The organism is Pseudomonas soli, from assembly GCF_900110655.1.
Classification (GTDB): Bacteria; Pseudomonadota; Gammaproteobacteria; order Pseudomonadales; family Pseudomonadaceae; genus Aquipseudomonas; species Aquipseudomonas soli.
The window spans coordinates 12,263-30,315 of sequence record NZ_FOEQ01000007.1; the positions used below are offsets into that span (position 1 = coordinate 12,263).

An 18,053-nucleotide genomic window follows, 5' to 3' on the forward strand; every position below is an offset into this window, starting at 1 on the left:
CATGAGGTAATCGCATGTCTCAATCGCTGTTCAGCCTGGCCTTCGGTGTCGGCACCCAGAACCGCCAGGGCACCTGGCTGGAAGTCTTCTACGCACAGCCTGTGCTCAAGCCGTCCGCCGAACTGGTCGCGGCCATCGCGCCGGTTCTCGGTTATGAAGGTGGCAACCAGGCCATCGCCTTCAGCACCGCCCAGGCCGCCCAACTGGCCGACGCGCTCAAGGGCGTTGATGCAGCGCAAGCAGCCCTGCTGACCCGCCTGGCCGAGAGCCACAAGCCGCTGGTCGCCACCCTGCTGGCCGAAGACGGCGCCTTGGCCTCCACCCCCGAGGCCTACCTCAAGCTGCACCTGCTGTCGCACCGCCTGGTCAAGCCGCACGGTGTATCGCTGGCCGGCATCTTCCCGCTGCTGCCCAACGTCGCCTGGACCAACCAGGGCGCGGTCGACCTGGCCGAGCTTGCCGAGCGGCAACTGGAAGCGCGCCTGAAAGGCGAACTGCTGGAAGTGTTCTCGGTGGACAAGTTCCCGAAGATGACCGACTACGTGGTGCCAGCCGGCGTGCGCATCGCCGACACTGCTCGTGTGCGCCTGGGCGCCTATATTGGCGAAGGCACCACCATCATGCACGAAGGCTTCGTCAACTTTAACGCCGGTACCGAAGGCCCGGGCATGATCGAAGGCCGCGTCTCCGCTGGCGTGTTCGTCGGCAAGGGCTCCGACCTGGGCGGCGGTTGCTCGACCATGGGCACCCTGTCCGGTGGTGGCAACATCGTCATCAAGGTCGGCGAAGGTTGCCTGATCGGCGCCAACGCCGGTATCGGCATCCCGCTGGGCGACCGCAACACCGTCGAAGCCGGCCTGTACATCACCGCCGGCACCAAGGTGAACCTGCTGGATGAGAACAACCAGCTGGTCAAGGTGGTCAAGGCGCGCGATCTGGCCGGCCAGACCGACTTGCTGTTCCGCCGCAACTCGCTCAATGGCGCCGTGGAGTGCAAGACCCACAAGTCGGCCATCGAGCTGAACGAGGCACTGCACGCTCACAACTGAGGCTCTGCCTGGGTTTGAGGTGATAAGATCGGGTCTGCTCCTACGGGCAGACCCGATTTTTCATTCCAGGCCCCGCGAACATGTTCCAGCCCTCCCCCTGGCGTACCGATTTCCCGGCCATCGCCGCCCTGCAACGGCAGCACCAGACCTACCTGGATAGCGCCGCCACCACGCAGAAACCCCAGGCCCTGCTCGATGCCCTGAGCCATTACTACGGCCATGGCGCAGCCAATGTACACCGCGCCCAGCACCTGCCCGGCGCCTTGGCGACACAGGCTTTCGAGGGCACACGGGACAAGGTCGCCGCCTGGCTCAATGCAGCCGATGCGCGCCAGATCGTATTCACCCACGGTGCTACCTCGGCCTTGAACCTGCTGGCCTATGGTCTGGAACATCGCTTCGAGGCAGGCGACGAAATCGCCGTCAGCGGCCTGGAGCACCACGCCAACCTGCTGCCCTGGCAACAACTGGCGCATCGCCGCAACCTGCGCCTGGTGGTCCTGCCGGTTACTGACCAGGGGCATGTCGACCTGGAGCAGGCCCTGCAACTGATAGGCCCGCGCACTCGCCTGCTGGCGATCAGCCAACTGTCCAACGTGCTGGGTACCTGGCAACCGCTGACGCCTTTGCTGGCGCATGCCCGCGCCCAAGGCGCGCTGAGCGTTGTCGATGGCGCCCAGGGCGTGGTTCATGGCCGACATGACGTGCAGCAACTGGCCTGCGATTTCTATGTGTTCTCCAGCCACAAACTCTATGGTCCGGACGGAGTGGGCGTACTTTACGGCCGCCAGGATGCGCTGGCGTTGCTGCGTCACTGGCAATACGGCGGAGAAATGGTGCAGATGGCGGACTACCAGAGCGCCAGCTTCCGCCCCGCGCCACTGGGTTTCGAAGCCGGCACCCCGCCGATTGCCGGGGTGATCGGCCTGGGCGCCACCCTGGACTACCTGGCCAGCCTCGACGTACATGCCGTGGCCGCCCATGAAGCCAGCTTGCACCAGTGCCTGGTACGTGGCCTGGCCGATCGCGAGGGAGTTCGCCTGCTCGGCTCGCCCGAGGCGGCACTGGCCAGTTTCGTCATCGATGGCGTGCACAACGCCGATATCGCCCACCTGCTGACAGAACAGGGTATCGCCGTGCGCGCCGGGCACCATTGCGCCATGCCACTGCTCAGGCACCTGGGGCTCGATGGCGCGATCCGCGTATCGCTGGGGCTGTACTCCGACAGCGACGACCTGCAGCGTTTCTTCGAGGCGCTCGACAAAGGCCTGGAACTGTTGCGATGAACCTTTCGCCAGAGGCCAGCCAAGCGCTGGAAGCGTTCGAACAGGCGCGTGGCTGGGAGCAGCGGGCGCGGTTGCTGATGCAGTGGGGTGACCGCCTGGAGCCACTGGGCGACAGCGACAAGACCGAGACCAACCGGGTGCATGGCTGCGAGAGCCTGGTTTGGCTGGTGGCGGTGCAGGATGACGGCCAGTGGCGGTTCAAGGCAGGCAGCGATGCGCGGATGCTGCGGGGATTGCTGGCACTTCTTCTTGTGCGAGTGCAAGGCTTGGCCAGCGATCAGTTGGCAGCGCTCGACCTGAGCGCCTGGTTTACCCAACTGGGACTGGAGCGGCAGTTGTCACCGTCGCGCAGCAATGGTCTGCATGCGGTGCTACTGAGGATGGCCGAACTCGCTACCCAGGGCTGAACCACTGCCCCGCGATAGCCTAATCAGCCTTGACCCGCTCCGAAGGGCGCCGCGCCCCGGCCACAAGCTTTTCAACGGCCTTGCTCGCCGCCACCATGCCGAAGGTCGCGGTCACCATCATCACCGCGCCGAAACCACCTGCACAGTCCAGGCGCACGCCTTCACCGACAAAGCTCTTCTGCAGGCACACACTGCCGTCGCCCTTGGGGTAGCGCAGCTGTTCGCTGGAGAACACGCACGGCACGCCATAGTTGCGGCTGGTGTTGCGCGAGAAGTTGTAGTCGCGGCGCAAGGTCGAGCGCACCCGTGAAGCCAGCGGGTCGTTGAAGGTCTTGTTGAGGTCGCCGACCTGGATCTGGGTCGGGTCGATCTGCCCGCCGGCGCCACCAGTGGTGACGATGGCGATCTTGCGTCGGCGACACCAGGCGATCAGCGCGGCCTTGGCCATCACGCTGTCGATGCAGTCAATCACGCAGTCCATCTGTTCGGTGATGTACTCGGCCATGGTCTCGCGGGTGACGAAGTCGGCCACCGCGTGCACCGTGCAGGCCGGGTTGATCGCCCGCAGACGCTCGGCCATCACCTCCACCTTGAGGCGGCCCACCTGCCCTTCGAGGGCGTGGGCCTGACGGTTGGTGTTGCTCACGCAGACATCGTCGAGGTCGAACAGGCTGATCTCGCCCACGCCGCTGCGCGCCAGGGCCTCGGCCGCCCACGAGCCGACCCCGCCGATGCCGACGATGGCCACATGGGCCTGACGCAGGCGCTGCAAGCCGTCGTCGCCGTAGAGCCGGGCGACGCCGGCGAAGCGTGGATCTTCTGTGCTCATGTGGGGACCTCGAAAAAACCGGCGCGCATTATATGCCAAGGCATGCGCTCCGGGGGGAGCACAGCACATGAACACGCCGCAAGGGCGTGGCAGAGCGGCCAGGGGTTGGAACAAAACCTACCGACCCTGCTTTAATGTCCTATCAAGCAAATATATCTGGACGACAAGTGAGCGGCCTGAGAACTACATTCCTTGCCGATAATCCAACGGATTACCTTCTCCGGCACTTGTAGGACCCACGGCCTGCGACAGCGACCCTCGCTCCCCTCTTCGGAACCTCGAACACCTATGTCATCACGTAAATTCGGTCTCAACCTGGTAGTGGTCCTGGCCATTGCCGCGCTGTTCACCGGGTTCTGGGCCTTGATCAACCGCCCGGTGTCCGCCCCCGCCTGGCCGGAACAGATTTCCGGTTTCTCCTATTCGCCCTTCCGCCTGGGGCAGAGCCCGCAGAAAGGCCAGTACCCCAGCGAGGACGAGATCCGCCAGGACCTCGAGCAACTGAACAAACTGACCGACAACGTGCGCATCTACACCGTCGAAGGCACCCAGGCCGAGGTACCGCGCCTGGCCGAAGAGCTCGGCCTGCGCGTGACCCTGGGCATCTGGATCAGCAACGACCAGGAGCGCAACGAGCGCGAGATCGAAAAGGCCATCGGCCTGGCCAATACCTCACGCAGCGTGGTGCGGGTGGTGGTCGGCAACGAAGCGTTGTTTCGCGAGGAGGTCACCGCCGAACAGCTGATCGGCTACCTGGACCGGGTACGCGCCGCAGTGAAGGTGCCGGTGACCACCAGCGAGCAGTGGCACATCTGGAAGGAACACCCGGAGCTGGCGAAACACGTCGACCTGATCGCCGCGCACATACTGCCCTATTGGGAATTCGTGCCCATGAAGGACTCGGTGCAATTCGTCCTCGACCGTGCCCGCGAGCTGCGCAAGCAGTTCCCGCGCAAACCGCTGCTGCTCTCGGAGGTCGGCTGGCCGAGCAATGGCCGCATGCGCGGTGGCGCCGACGCCACCCAGGCCGACCAGGCCATCTACCTGCGCACCTTGGTCAACACCCTCAACCGTCGTGGCTATAACTACTTCGTCATCGAGGCCTACGACCAGCCATGGAAGGCCAGCGACGAAGGCTCGGTGGGCGCCTACTGGGGCGTGTACAACGCCGAGCGTCAACAGAAGTTCAACTTTGAAGGCCCGATCGTGGCGATCCCGCAATGGCGCGCCCTGGCCGTGGCCTCGGTAGTGCTGGCGATGATCGCCCTGGCCATCCTGCTGATCGACGGCTCGGCCCTGCGCCAGCGCGGGCGCACCTTCCTCACCTTCATCACCTTCCTGTGCGGGTCGGTGCTGGTATGGATCGCCTACGACTACAGCCAGCAGTACAGCACCTGGTTCAGCCTGACCGTGGGCGTGCTGCTGGCACTGGGCGCCCTCGGGGTATTCATCGTGCTGCTGACCGAGGCCCACGAACTGGCCGAGGCGGTGTGGATCCACAAGCGCCGACGCGAGTTCCTGCCCGTGCAGGGCGACAGCGCCTATCGACCCAAGGTCTCGGTGCATGTGCCGTGCTACAACGAGCCGCCGGAGATGGTCAAGCAGACCCTCGACGCCCTCGCCGCGCTGGACTACCCAGACTACGAAGTGCTGGTGATCGACAACAACACCAAGGACCCGGCCGTGTGGGAACCGCTCAAGGCCCACTGCGAGAAGCTCGGCGAGCGCTTCAAGTTCTTCCACGTCGCGCCCCTGGCCGGCTTCAAGGGCGGCGCCCTGAACTACCTGATTCCGCACACCGCCAAGGACGCCGAGGTGATCGCGGTGATCGACTCGGACTACTGCGTCGACCGCAACTGGTTAAAACACATGGTGCCGCACTTCGCCGACCCGAAGATCGCCGTGGTGCAGTCGCCGCAGGACTACCGCGACCAGCACGAAAGCGCCTTCAAGAAGCTGTGCTACAGCGAGTACAAGGGCTTCTTCCATATCGGCATGGTCACCCGCAACGACCGTGACGCGATCATCCAGCACGGCACCATGACCATGACCAGGCGCAGCGTGCTCGAGGAGCTCGGCTGGGCCGAATGGTGCATCTGCGAAGACGCCGAGCTGGGCCTGCGAGTGTTCGAGAAAGGCCTGTCGGCAGCCTACGCCCACAACAGCTACGGCAAGGGCCTGATGCCCGACACCTTCATCGACTTCAAGAAGCAGCGCTTCCGCTGGGCCTACGGCGCCATCCAGATCATCAAGCACCACGCCGGCGCGCTGCTGCGCGGCAAGGGCAGCGAGCTGACCCGCGGCCAGCGCTACCACTTCCTGGCCGGCTGGCTGCCATGGATCGCCGATGGCATGAACATCTTCTTCACCGTCGGCGCCCTGCTGTGGTCGGCGGCGATGATCATCGTGCCGCATCGGGTCGATCCGCCGCTGATGATGTTCGCCATCCCGCCGCTGGCGCTGTTCTTCTTCAAGGTCGGCAAGATCCTGTTCCTCTATCGCCGCGCGGTGGGGGTCGACCTGAAGGATGCCTTCGCCGCCGCACTGGCGGGGCTGGCGCTGTCGCATACCATCGCCAAGGCGGTCCTGTACGGTTTCTTCACCAGCAGCATGCCGTTCTTCCGCACGCCGAAGAATGCCGACAGCCATGGTCTGCTGGTGGCGATTGCCGAGGCCCGCGAAGAGCTGTTCATCATGCTGATGCTGTGGGGCGCGGCGCTGGGGATCTACCTGGTGCAGGGGCTGCCGAGTTCGGACATGCGCTTCTGGGTGGCGATGCTGCTGGTGCAGTCGTTGCCGTACCTGGCGGCATTGGTGATGGCGTTGCTGTCGTCATTGCCCAAGCCGGCGGAGAAGGCAAGCGAAGCACAGGTCGTTTGATGTAGCGTGGAAGCGGCGGCGCGCCGCCGCTCCCACGAAGCACATCGTGTCCGCAGGCATCATTTGATATAAGATAACGCCCCAGTTTCCCGCCCTGCCTTGCCCCCGGAGTCTTGCAATGACGGCCCCTGCCGAGCTTTCGCCTACCCTGCAACTGGCCTGCGACCTGATCCGCCGCCCGTCGGTCACCCCGGTCGATGCCGACTGCCAGACCCAGATGATGAACCGCCTGGGCGCCGTCGGCTTCCAGCTCGAGCCGATGCGCATCGAAGACGTCGACAACTTCTGGGCCAGCCATGGCACCCAGGAAGGCCCGGTGCTGTGCTTCGCAGGCCACACCGATGTGGTCCCCACCGGCCCGGTGCAGCAGTGGCAGCACGAGCCGTTCGAAGCGCTGATCGATGCCGACGGCATGCTCTGCGGCCGCGGCGCCGCCGACATGAAGGGCAGCCTGGCGTCGATGGTGGTGGCCTGCGAGCGCTTCGTGCACGACTACCCGAACCACCGTGGCAAGGTCGCATTCCTGATCACCAGCGACGAGGAAGGCCCGGCCCACCACGGCACCAAGGCTGTGGTCGAGCGCCTGAAGGCGCGCAACGAGCGCATGGACTGGTGCATCGTCGGCGAGCCGTCCAGCACCACCCTGCTCGGTGACGTGGTCAAGAACGGCCGCCGCGGCTCGCTTGGCGCCAAGCTGACCGTGCGCGGCAAGCAAGGCCATGTGGCTTACCCGCACCTGGCGCGCAACCCGATCCACCTGGCCGCGCCGGCCCTGGCCGAGCTGGCCGCCGAGCACTGGGACGAAGGCAATGCATTCTTCCCGCCGACCAGCTTCCAGATCTCCAACCTCAACTCCGGCACTGGCGCCACCAACGTGGTCCCGGGCGAACTGACGGCACTGTTCAACTTCCGTTTCTCCACCGAATCGACGGTCGAGGGCTTGCAGCAACGCGTCGCGACGATCCTCGACAAGCACCAGCTGGAATGGAGCATCGATTGGGCGCTGTCGGGCCTGCCGTTCCTCACCGAGCCGGGTGAATTGCTCGATGCGGTGTCGTCGAGCATCAAGGCCGTCACTGGCCGCGAGACCCGACCATCGACCAGTGGCGGTACCTCCGATGGCCGCTTCATCGCCACCATGGGCACCCAGGTGGTCGAGCTCGGCCCGGTCAACGCCACCATCCACCAGGTGGACGAGCGTATCCTGGCCAGCGATCTCGACCTGCTGACCGAGATCTACTACCAGACCCTGGTCCGGTTGCTCGCCTGATGCTCGCCTGCCCTCTCTGCCAGGCGACCCTGGCGCAGCTCGACAATGGCGTGGCCTGCCCCGCCGGCCACCGCTTCGACCGCGCCCGCCAGGGCTACCTCAACCTGCTGCCGGTGCAGCACAAGAACAGCCGCGACCCGGGCGACAACCAGGCCATGGTCGAAGCCCGTCGCGACTTCCTCGACGCCGGCCATTACGCCCCGGTGGCACGCCGCCTGGCACAACTGGCGGCCGAGCGCCAGCCGCAGGCCTGGCTGGACATCGGCTGCGGCGAAGGCTACTACACCGCGCAGATCGCCCAGGCGCTGCCGGCGGCCGACGGCTACGCCCTGGACATCTCCCGCGAGGCGGTCAAGCGTGCCTGCCGCCGTGCGCCCGAGGTAACCTGGATGGTGGCCAGCATGGCCCGCGTGCCCATGGCCGATGCCAGCTGCAGCTTCATCGCCAGCGTGTTCAGCCCGCTCGACTGGCAGGAGGCCAGGCGCCTGCTGGCCCCGGGCGGCGGCCTGATGCGGGTCGGCCCGACCAGCGGCCATCTGATGGAGCTGCGCGAGGTGCTCTACGATGAAGTGCGCCCCTACGCCGACGACAAGCACCTGGCCCTGGTCCCGGCAGGCATGACCCACGCCCACGGCGAGATCCTCGAGTTCCGCCTGAGCCTGGTCGAGGCCAAGGCCCGCGCCGACCTGCTGGCGATGACCCCGCACGGCTGGCGGGCCAGCGCCGAGAAGCGCGCACAAGTGATCGAACAGCCCGAACCCTTCGTGGTCACCGTTTCCATGCGTTATGACTATTTCGTGCGCCAAGACTGAGCACACTGGAGCTTCCCATGCGTCAACCCGATATCGAGATCTACCTCAAGGACGCCGAGGTCGATCACAAGCAGATCGCCGACTGGCTGACCCAGGCCCTTGGCCCGTGCAGCGAATGGAAGCAGAAAGGCCAGACCTTCAAGTGCACGGCCGGTAACATCCCGGTCACCTGGTTACCGAAAGCTGTGGGGAAATGGAACAGCCTGTACCTGGAAAGCGACCAGACACCCTGGGCCGACGACATCGCCTGCGCCCGTGCGGCATTCGCTGCGCTGAACGTCGAAGTGCGTTGCGCGCCAGGTAGCTGGGCGGAAGAAGACGGGGAAGAAGATGCCGATCGCTGGATCCGCATCAGCGCCGACGGTGAAGAGGAAATCACCTGGCGTACCAGCTGAGGCCGTTCGCATCAGGCTGCAAGTTCCACGGACAACTTGCAGCTTGAGCGTGCAGCCGGAAGGCTCAGAGCCCGACTACATCCTCTGCCTGCAGGCCTTTCTGGCCCTGCACGAGTGCGTACTCCACCTGCTGTCCCTCGACCAGGGTGCGATGCCCCTCACCGCGGATAGCCCGATAGTGGACGAACACGTCCGCACCACCTTCGCGCTGAATGAAGCCATAACCCTTGGCATCGTTGAACCACTTCACATTCCCAGTCTCACGAGACGACATCTGAACTACTCCGGATTTTTATTTTGAAGATCGCCTTGCTGGCATGGGCTCACCGCCCGCGCCGACGCAGCTTGCACGAATATCCTGCAAGCGGCAGGCCGAGTATATGACAGGGAACAAAAAAAATTCATGACAGGGGCATTTATGGCGGAATTTTGCTGAACTTACGCAGATACGGCAGACTAACGTGCTGAAAAAACACTGTTACTTCCACCCAGGGCCCACCCCATGACCCGTTCTCCCCTGCGCCGCCTCATCTTCGGCGCCCTGCGTCGCGTTCTCTACCTGTGGGTGCGCTCCGAAACCATCAACCAGTCCTCGCTGACGCTCAAGCTTGACCGCAGCCGACCGGTGTTCTATGCCCTCTCCTCGCCGTCGCTCACCGACCTGGCCGTGGTCGACCACGAGTGCACCAAAGCAGGGCTGCCGCGCCCGGTACTGCCGGTGGCCGTCGGCCCGCTGCAGGAGCCCGCGGCGTTCTTCTACCTGACCCCCGACCCTGACTGGCTCGGCCGGCAAGACAAACGCGGCGCGCCGCCCACCCTCGAGCGCCTGGTCGCGGCAATCAGCCAGCATGCCGAGGAAGACGCACAGATCATCCCGGTCAGCGTGTTCTGGGGTCAGACCCCAGCCAGCGAGTCGAGCCCGTGGAAGCTGCTTTTCGCCGACAGCTGGGCGGTCACCGGCCGCCTGCGCCGCCTGCTCAGCGTGCTGATCCTCGGGCGCAAGACCCGGGTGCAGTTCTCCGCGCCGATCCACCTGCGCGAGCTGGTGCAGCACAACAAGGGCCATGAGCGCACCGTGCGCATGGCCCAACGCATGATGCGCGTGCACTTTCGCAACCTGAAGACCGCGGTCATCGGGCCGGACATCTCGCACCGTCGCAACCTGGTCAAAGGGCTGGTGCACGATCCGCTGGTGCGCCAGGCGATCAGCGACGAGGCCGACCGCGAGAAGATCCCCTACGCCAAGGCCGAGGCCAAGGCGCTGTACTATGGCAACGAGATCGCCTCGGACTACACCTACACCGCGATCCGCTTCCTCGAAGTGGTGCTGAGCTGGTTCTGGAACAAGATCTACGACGGCATCAAGGTCAACCACATCGAGCAGGTGCAAGGCATCGCCCCCGGCCATGAAGTGATCTACGTGCCCTGCCACCGCAGCCATATCGACTACCTGCTGCTGTCCTACCTGCTGTTCCGCAACGGCCTGACGCCGCCACACATCGCTGCCGGCATCAACCTCAACATGCCGGTGATCGGCGGCCTGCTGCGCCGCGGCGGGGCGTTCTTCATGCGCCGCACGTTCAAGGGCAACCCGCTGTACACCGCCGTGTTCAACGAATACCTGCACACCCTGTTCACCAAGGGTTTCCCGGTGGAGTACTTCGTCGAAGGCGGGCGCTCGCGCACCGGGCGCATGCTGCAACCGCGCACCGGCATGCTGGCGATCACCCTGCGCAGCTTCCTGCGCTCCTCGCGCACGCCGATCGTCTTCGTGCCGGTGTACATCGGCTACGAGCGGGTGCTCGAAGGCCGCACCTACCTGGGCGAGCTGCGCGGCGCCAGCAAGAAGAAGGAATCGATATTCGACATCTTCAAGGTTATCGGCGCGCTCAAGCAGCGCTTCGGCCAGGTGTACGTCAACTTCGGCGAGCCAATCCGCCTGAACAGCTTCCTCGACCAGCAGCAACCCGGCTGGCGCGAACAGGCGCTGGCCCCGCAGTTCCGCCCGGACTGGCTCAACGAGACCACCACGCGCCTGGGCGAAACGGTTGCCCGCCACCTCAACGAGGCCGCGGCAATCAATCCGGTCAACCTGGTGGCGCTGGCCCTGCTGTCGACCAGCCGCCTGGCCCTGGACGAACGCGCCCTGACCCGCGTGCTCGACCTGTACCTGGCCCTGCTGCGCCAGGTGCCCTACTCGCCGCACACCACCCTGCCCGAGGGTGACGGCAAGACACTTATCGAGCACGTACTGGGCATGGACCTGCTGGCTGAGCAGAAGGATGCGCTGGGTCGCATCCTCTATCTGGACGAAGCCAACGCGGTACTGATGACTTACTACCGCAACAACGTGCTGCACATCTTCGCCCTGCCGGGGCTGCTGGCGAGCTTCTTCCTCAGCAGCTCGCGCATGAGCCGCGAACTGCTGGGCCAGTACGTGCGGGCGCTGTATCCGTACCTGCAGGCCGAACTGTTCCTGCGCTGGACGCCCGAGCAACTGGACGAGGTGATCGACCAGTGGCTGGCGGCGCTGGTCGAACAGGGGCTGCTGCGCAAGGAACAAGACATCTACATGCGCCCCGCGCCCAGCTCGCGGCAGTTCGTGCTGCTGACGCTGCTGGCCCGTACCATCACCCAGACCCTGCAGCGCTTCTACATGGCCACTTCGCTGCTGCTCAACAGCGGCCAGCACACGCTGAACGCCGAAGAACTGGAGGAGCTGTGCGTGATGATGGCCCAGCGCCTGTCGATCCTGCATGGCTTGAATGCGCCCGAGTTCTTCGACAAGACCTTGTTCCGCCACTTCATCCAGACGCTGGTACGTGAAGGGGTCTTGCGCCCCGACAGCGCCGGCAAGCTGGGCTACCACGACAAGCTCGCCGAGCTGGCCGAAGGCGTGGCCAAGCGCGTGCTGTCGGCCGAGCTGCGCCTGTCGATCCGCCAGGTGGCCTTGCACCGCGATGAAACAGCGGAACCCGCGGCGACTGCCTGACTGGCCCGATCACGGACTAAACGATACGCTGAACCTGCTCCACTCTGCTCATAAGGAAAGCCCCATGATCCGCTCCTCCCTGCGCTTCACCACTCTGTGCGCCGGCCTGCTGTTGTCGGCCAGCGCCCTGGCCCTGTCGCTCGGTGACCTGTCCCAGAGCGACGCCTCCGGCGGCCTGAAGGACGCCCTTACCCAAGGCGCGCAGATCGCCGTCAAGCAACTGAGCACCCCCGGCGGCTTCAGCAACAACCCGGACGTGCGCATCGAGCTGCCGGGCAACCTCGGCAAAGCGGCCAAAGCCATGAAGATGTTCGGCAAGGGTGACCAGGTCGATGCCCTGGAAACTAGCATGAACAAGGCCGCCGAGGCTGCCGTGCCGCAAGCCCAGGCGATTCTGGTGGACGCGGTGAAGAAGATGACCGTGACCGACGCCAAGGGCATCCTCAGCGGCGGCCAGGACTCGGCCACCCAGTACCTGAACAAGAGCAGCCGCGAGCAGATCCGCGCCAAGTTCCTGCCGATCGTCAAGCAGGCCACCGACAAGGTCGGCCTGGCCCAGCAGTACAACAGCTTTGCAGGGCAGGCCAAAGGCCTGGGCCTGATCAAGGATGACGCCAATATCGAGAACTATGTGACCGAGAAGGCGCTGGACGGCTTGTTCGAAATGATCGGCAAGCAGGAAGAAAGCATTCGCCAGAACCCGGCCGGTGCGGCCACCAGCCTTGCCAAGAAGGTGTTCGGCGCGCTGTGATGTCGAGCTGAAAACCGGTGGGGCTGCTGTGCAGCCCTATCGCTGGCAAGCCAGCTCCCACAGGTACTGCGCAACTCGTGTGGGAGCCGGCTTGCCGGCGATAGGAGGGCAAAGCCCTCCCGCTCGTTCCTCAGTTTTTCTTGACCCTGAACCACGCCGCATACAACGCCGGCAGGAACAGCAGGGTCAGCACCGTGGCGACGATCAACCCGCCCATGATCGCTACCGCCATCGGCCCGTAGAACACACTCCTCGACAACGGAATCATAGCCAGCACCGCCGCCAGCGCGGTCAGCACGATTGGCCGGAAGCGTCGCACCGTGGCCTCGATGATCGCCTGCCAACGCTCCATCCCCGCGGCGATATCCTGTTCGATCTGGTCCACCAGAATCACCGAGTTGCGCATGATCATGCCGGCCAGGGCGATGGTCCCTAACATGGCGACGAAGCCGAATGGCTGGCGAAACACCAGCAGGAACAGGGTCACGCCGATCAGCCCGAGGGGCGCGGTGAGGAACACCATGAACATCCGCGAGAAACTGCGCAGCTGGATCATCAGCAGGCTCAGCACCACCACGATGAACAGTGGCATCCCGGCGTTCACTGAACGCTGGCCACGCTCGGAGTCTTCCACCGTCCCGCCCACCTCGAGCAAGTAGCCATCAGGCAGCTCGTCCTTGATCTGCGCCAGCGTCGGCTGGATCTGCTTGACCAAGGTCGCCGGCTGTTCCTTGTCGTAGATATCGGCGCGCACGGTGACCGTGGGCAGGCGGTTACGGTGCCAGATGATACCTTCCTCGAAGCCGTACTCCAGGGTCGCCACCTGCGACAGGGCCACGCTCTGGCCGTTGTCGGTGGGCACCGCCAGACTGCCCAGGTTGCCCAGCTCACGGCGCTCCTCTGGCGTACCACGCAGGAGAATCTCGATCAGCTCGTTGTCTTCGCGGTACTGGCTGACGTTGCTGCCGGTCAGTGAACTCTGCAGGAAGCTCGACAGGTGCGCGGTGCTCACGCCCAGCGCCCGGGCACGGTCCTGGTCGATGTCCAGGTACACCGCCTTGCTCGGTTCTTCCCAGTCCAGGTGCACGTTGACCACATGCGGGTTCTCGCGCACCTTGGCCGCCACCTCGCGGGCCAGGGCGCGAACCTTCTCGATGTGTTCGCCGGTGACACGGAACTGCACCGGATAGCCTACGGGCGGGCCGTTTTCCAGGCGCGTGACCCGTGAGCGCAAGTCGGGGAACTGCTGGTCCAGGGTGCCGATCAACCAGCTGCGCAGGCGTTCACGGTCCTCCAGCGACTTGGCCAGCACCACGAACTGGGCAAAGCTCGCCGCAGGCAGTTGCTGGTCCAGCGGCAGGTAGAAACGCGGCGAACCGGTGCCGACATAGGCAACATAGTTGGCGATACCGTCCTGCTGCTTGAGGAGCGCCTCCAATTGCTTGACCCGCTCGGCGGTGTTGTTCAGCGAAGCGCCTTCGGTCAGCTTAAGATCGACCATCAGTTCCGGCCGCCCGGACGCGGGGAAGAACTGCTGCGGTACGAAGCGGAACAGCAGGATGCTACCGACGAACGCGGCGATGGTCAGCACGATCACCGTCTTGCGCCGCCGCACGCACCATTCCACTACACGCCGGACACGCTGGTAGAACGGCGTCGCATAGGGGTCGGGGGCGTGCCCGTCAGCGCCGCGGCGGGCCGCGTGGAGCTTGGCCAGGTCCGGCAGCAGGCGCTCGCCCAGGTAGGGCACGAATACCACTGCGGCAACCCAGGAGGTCAGCAGGGCGATGGTCACCACCTGGAAGATCGAACGGGTGTATTCCCCTGTACCCGAAGCCGCCGTGGCAATCGGCAGGAAGCCTGCGGCGGTGATCAGGGTGCCGGTGAGCATCGGGAACGCCGTGCTGGTCCAGGCATAGCTCGCCGCCTTGAGCCGGTCGTAGCCCTGTTCCATCTTGATCGCCATCATCTCCACCGCGATGATCGCGTCGTCGACCAGCAGGCCCAGGGCCAGCACCAGCGCCCCCAGCGAGATCTTGTGCAGGCCGATGCCGAAGTAGTGCATGGCAGCGAAGGTCATGGCCAGCACCAGCGGGATCGCCAGAGCCACCACCAGGCCGGTGCGCAGGCCGAGCGAGAAGAAGCTCACCAGCAGGACAATGACCAAGGCCTCAACCAGCACCTGAACGAACTCACCAACCCCGGCCTTCACCGCCGCCGGCTGGTCGGACACCTTGCGCAGCTCCATGCCCGCCGGCAGGCTCTGCGCGAGGCGGGCGAACTCGCCTTCCAGGGCCTTGCCGAGCACCAGGATGTCGCCGCCGTCCTTCATCGATACCGCCAGCCCGATGGCGTCCTCGCCCATGAAGCGCATGCGCGGCGCGGGTGGGTCGTTGAAACCGCGCTGTACTTCGGCGACATCACCGATGCGGAAGGTGCGGTCACCGATGCGGATAGGGAACTGGCGAATCTGTTCGACGCTGTCGAAGCGCCCACTGACCCGCAGTTGCAGGCGCTCGCTGGGGGTTTCGAAGAAGCCCGCGGTACTCACCGCGTTCTGCTCGCGCAGTGCCTGCTGCACGGCGGCGAGCGGCACCCCGAGCGTGGCCAGCTTGACGTTGGACAGTTCGATCCAGATCTTTTCGTCCTGCAGGCCGATGAGCTCCACCTTGCCCACGTCCTTGACCCGCTGCAGCTGGATCTGGATACGGTCGGCGTAGTCCTTGAGCACCGCATAGTCGAAGCCGGCACCGGTCAGGGCGTAGATATTGCCGAAGGTGGTGCCGAACTCGTCATTGAAGAATGGCCCCTGCGCTTCGGGGGGCAGGGTGTGCTTGATATCCGCGACTTTCTTGCGGATCTGGTACCACAACTCGGGGATGTGCGCCGAATGCATCGAATCGCGGGCCATGAAGGTGACCTGGGACTCGCCGGGCCTGGAGAACGAGACGATCCGCTCGTACTCGCCAGTCTCCATCAGTTTCTTTTCGATACGCTCGGTGACCTGGCGGGCGACCTCCTCGGCGGTCGCGCCCGGCCAAAGGGTCCGGATGACCATGGCCTTGAAGGTGAACGGAGGGTCCTCGCTCTGTCCGAGCTTGGTGTAGGAAATGGCGCCAATTGCTGCCAGCAGTATCATCAGGAACAACACGATCTGGCGGTTGCGCAGCGCCCAGGCGGAAAGGTTGAAACCCATCGGGACTTACTCCTTGGCCGCCAGGTTCACTTCACGGTTGCTGCGGTCCACAGGCCGCACTTGTTGCCCCTCGCGCAGCACGTGGCCACCGGCGGCAACCACCCAGTCGCCGGCCTGCAGGCCTTCGAGCACCGGCACGCTGTCCGCGCCATAAGCGCCGAGGCGCACGGGGACGCGTTCCAGGCGGTTATCCTGGCCGATCCGCCAGACATAGGCCTGCCCCGCTTCGGCGGTCACCGCCGACAGCGGCACCGCCAGCGGCGAGCGTTCGCCATGGTCGATGAACACCCGTGCGCTCTGACCCAGTTCGGCCGGGGTGGCGTTGGAGGTAAAGGCGATGCGCGCGGCGAAGGTGCGCGAACGGGGGTCCGCCGCCGGGGAGAGCTCGCGAATACGCCCTTCGAAGCGCCGGTTCGGGTGCGACCAAAGTTCAACGCTGACTACCTGCCCTACGGCAAAGCGGGCGAACTGCTGCTCTGGGAGGCCTATGGCCACTTCGCGCTCACCATCGGCGGCCAGCGTGAAGACGGTTTGCCCTGCCGCCACCACCTGCCCCACTTCGACCTGGCGCTTGGCAATCACGCCGGCCTGAGGGGCGCGCAACACGGCATACTCGGCCTGGTTACCCGCTACCTCGTACTCGGCCTTGGCTTGCTTCAGACGGGCCATGCCGGCGCGATAGAGGTTCTCGGCATTGTCGAACTGAGAGTGGCTGACCATTTGCCGATGCAGCAGTTTCTGGTAGCGATCGCGCTCGGCGAGCACCAGCGCCAGGTTGGCCTCGGCCGCCGCCAGCTGAGCGCGGTTGGCTTCCAGTTGCAGGCGTACGTCCTGGGGATCGAGTTCGGCCAGCGGCTGCTCGGCCTTGACCCGCTGCCCCTCCTCCACCAGGCGTTTGCTGACCTTGCCACCGATACGGAACGCCAGGTCAGGTTCGAAGCGCGCCCGCACCTCGCCGGGGTAACTGTCGGCGGAGGCGCCAGCCGGTTGTGGTTGAACCACCAACGCCGGACGCGGCGCGGTGGGCGGCGCGGCCTCCTGGCCGCAGGCGGTGAGCAGCAGCACGGCGGCGGCCGGCAGGGCGAGTGACAATGCACGACGCAACATGATGAATGACCTTTGGCAGAGGGCGCTTTGAATATTTATACTGATGAGTATATTAAATTAGCGAACCTGGTCGGGGAAGCGGGCGTTTCAGAGAAAATGCCTTTTTAGTGATACGACGTACGCTGCAGCCGACCGCCCGCGGACCCGGTAAGATGTGCCCCTTTCACAGAGAATGCGGTCCCTCATGTCCAACGACGCACCCATCGGCCCCGGCCGGCCCAAGGACCTGGCTAAGCGCGAGGCCATCCTCGAAGCTGCCAAGCACCTGTTCCTCAGCCTTGGCTATGCCAACACCAGCATGGATGCGGTCGCGGCGGCGGCAGGTGTTTCAAAACTCACCGTCTACAGCCATTTCACCGACAAGCAGACGCTGTTCGGCGCGGCGGTCATGGCCACCTGCCAGAACCAGTTGCCTGACCTGATGTTCGAGTATCCCGAAGGCGCGGCGGTGGAAGACGTGCTGCTGAACATTGCCCGTGGCTTCCAGGCTTTGATCAGCAGCGACGAGGCCGTCAAGCTGAGCCGCCTGATCTTTGCCCTGGGCAGCCAGGATCCGGGGTTTGGTCAGTACTTCTACGCGGCGGGGCCCAAGCGGGTAATGAGCGGGATGGAGGCGTTGCTGCGTTGTGTCGATCAGCGGGGACTGCTGCGGATCGATAACCCGTGGCAGGCGGCGGAGCATTTCTTCTGCCTGGTGAAGGGGGCGCCGGATTATCGGTTGCTGCTGGGGTGCTCGCCGGCGCTGGTGGGGGATGAGGCTGAGGCGCATGTGCGGGAGGCGGTGGGGGTTTTTATTCGGGCTTTTCGGGGGTAAGGGTTCGGGTTCGGGTTCGGGTTCGGGGCGATTGTTTTGGGTTTTGTGAGCGCATTCGTAGAAGATGTCGACATTTAGTCACCCTTTCGCCTTTACGGCGACCTACTTTTGTCTTGACAAAAGTAGGCAAAACCGTTCGGCTCCGTTCATACGGCCCCTACGCTTCGCTACGGGGTTCCCTCGCTCCGTTCTTGCTCCCGTGGGTACCGCGCTGTACGCCCCATCCTGGGGCGCAGCGCTCGACGGCCATCCATGGCCGTCGCCC

General features: G+C 64.8%; 14 protein-coding genes. 10 read left to right on the forward strand and 4 right to left on the reverse strand.

Features of this window, described 5'->3' with window-relative positions; all coding sequences use genetic code 11:
- Positions 1 to 14 precede the first annotated feature (14 nt).
- From dapD to BMY03_RS16045, 3 genes are all read left to right on the forward strand, one after another.
- A complete protein-coding gene (gene dapD / locus BMY03_RS16035; RefSeq protein ID WP_038706693.1) occupies positions 15 to 1,049 on the forward strand; it encodes a 2,3,4,5-tetrahydropyridine-2,6-dicarboxylate N-succinyltransferase in 1,035 nt (344 codons plus the stop codon).
- Positions 1,050 to 1,129: 80 nt separating this feature from the next.
- On the forward strand, positions 1,130 to 2,335 hold the full coding sequence (locus BMY03_RS16040; RefSeq protein ID WP_094011640.1) for a cysteine desulfurase: 1,206 nt from the start codon (positions 1,130 to 1,132) through the stop codon (positions 2,333 to 2,335).
- Complete coding sequence (locus tag BMY03_RS16045; RefSeq protein ID WP_094011641.1) at positions 2,332 to 2,742, forward strand: SufE family protein; 411 nt, start codon at positions 2,332 to 2,334, stop codon at positions 2,740 to 2,742. Before BMY03_RS16040 ends, BMY03_RS16045 begins: the two co-directional genes overlap by 4 nt.
- A gap of 19 nt (positions 2,743 to 2,761) precedes the next feature.
- On the opposite strand, the gene tcdA is transcribed toward BMY03_RS16045, so the two are convergent.
- Positions 2,762 to 3,571: a tRNA cyclic N6-threonylcarbamoyladenosine(37) synthase TcdA gene (gene tcdA / locus BMY03_RS16050; RefSeq protein ID WP_038706694.1), complete on the reverse strand. Its 810-nt coding sequence runs from the start codon at positions 3,569 to 3,571 to the stop codon at positions 2,762 to 2,764.
- Between the two features lie 288 nt (positions 3,572 to 3,859).
- Here tcdA and BMY03_RS16055 point away from each other — a divergent pair, with 288 nt between their 5' ends.
- From BMY03_RS16055 to BMY03_RS16070, 4 genes are all read left to right on the forward strand, one after another.
- Positions 3,860 to 6,451, forward strand: coding sequence for a glycosyltransferase (locus tag BMY03_RS16055; protein WP_094011642.1), 2,592 nt, complete (start codon positions 3,860 to 3,862; stop codon positions 6,449 to 6,451).
- Positions 6,452 to 6,569: 118 nt separating this feature from the next.
- Positions 6,570 to 7,721 (forward strand): succinyl-diaminopimelate desuccinylase, encoded by a 1,152-nt coding sequence (dapE, locus tag BMY03_RS16060; RefSeq protein ID WP_023631787.1) that lies wholly within the window; start codon positions 6,570 to 6,572, stop codon positions 7,719 to 7,721.
- Positions 7,721 to 8,533, forward strand: a complete 813-nt coding sequence (locus BMY03_RS16065) for a putative RNA methyltransferase (protein ID WP_094011643.1) — start codon at positions 7,721 to 7,723, stop codon at positions 8,531 to 8,533. Before dapE ends, BMY03_RS16065 begins: the two co-directional genes overlap by 1 nt.
- Positions 8,534 to 8,550: 17 nt before the next feature.
- The gene (locus BMY03_RS16070) at positions 8,551 to 8,928 is read left to right on the forward strand and encodes a hypothetical protein (protein ID WP_023631318.1); all 378 of its coding nucleotides are present in this window, start codon (positions 8,551 to 8,553) and stop codon (positions 8,926 to 8,928) included.
- 64 nt (positions 8,929 to 8,992) lie between these two features.
- Here the strand turns inward: BMY03_RS16070 and BMY03_RS16075 are convergent, their stop codons facing one another.
- Entirely contained in the window at positions 8,993 to 9,202 is a 210-nt protein-coding gene (locus BMY03_RS16075) for a cold-shock protein (protein ID WP_011535295.1), read from the reverse strand.
- A 228-nt stretch (positions 9,203 to 9,430) separates the two neighbouring features.
- On the opposite strand from BMY03_RS16075, the gene plsB reads away from it, so the two are divergent.
- Positions 9,431 to 11,920 (forward strand): glycerol-3-phosphate 1-O-acyltransferase PlsB, encoded by a 2,490-nt coding sequence (gene plsB, locus BMY03_RS16080; protein WP_094011644.1) that lies wholly within the window; start codon positions 9,431 to 9,433, stop codon positions 11,918 to 11,920.
- Between the two features lie 64 nt (positions 11,921 to 11,984).
- Positions 11,985 to 12,671: a DUF4197 domain-containing protein gene (locus BMY03_RS16085; RefSeq protein ID WP_023631317.1), complete on the forward strand. Its 687-nt coding sequence runs from the start codon at positions 11,985 to 11,987 to the stop codon at positions 12,669 to 12,671.
- 130 nt (positions 12,672 to 12,801) lie between these two features.
- Here the strand turns inward: BMY03_RS16085 and BMY03_RS16090 are convergent, their stop codons facing one another.
- Entirely contained in the window at positions 12,802 to 15,867 is a 3,066-nt protein-coding gene (locus tag BMY03_RS16090; protein ID WP_094011645.1) for an efflux RND transporter permease subunit, read from the reverse strand.
- Positions 15,868 to 15,873: 6 nt separating this feature from the next.
- Entirely contained in the window at positions 15,874 to 16,974 is a 1,101-nt protein-coding gene (locus BMY03_RS16095; RefSeq protein ID WP_094011646.1) for an efflux RND transporter periplasmic adaptor subunit, read from the reverse strand.
- Positions 16,975 to 17,146: 172 nt separating this feature from the next.
- On the opposite strand from BMY03_RS16095, the gene BMY03_RS16100 reads away from it, so the two are divergent.
- Positions 17,147 to 17,788 (forward strand): TetR/AcrR family transcriptional regulator, encoded by a 642-nt coding sequence (locus BMY03_RS16100; protein ID WP_038706700.1) that lies wholly within the window; start codon positions 17,147 to 17,149, stop codon positions 17,786 to 17,788.
- Positions 17,789 to 18,053: the final 265 nt, after the last annotated feature.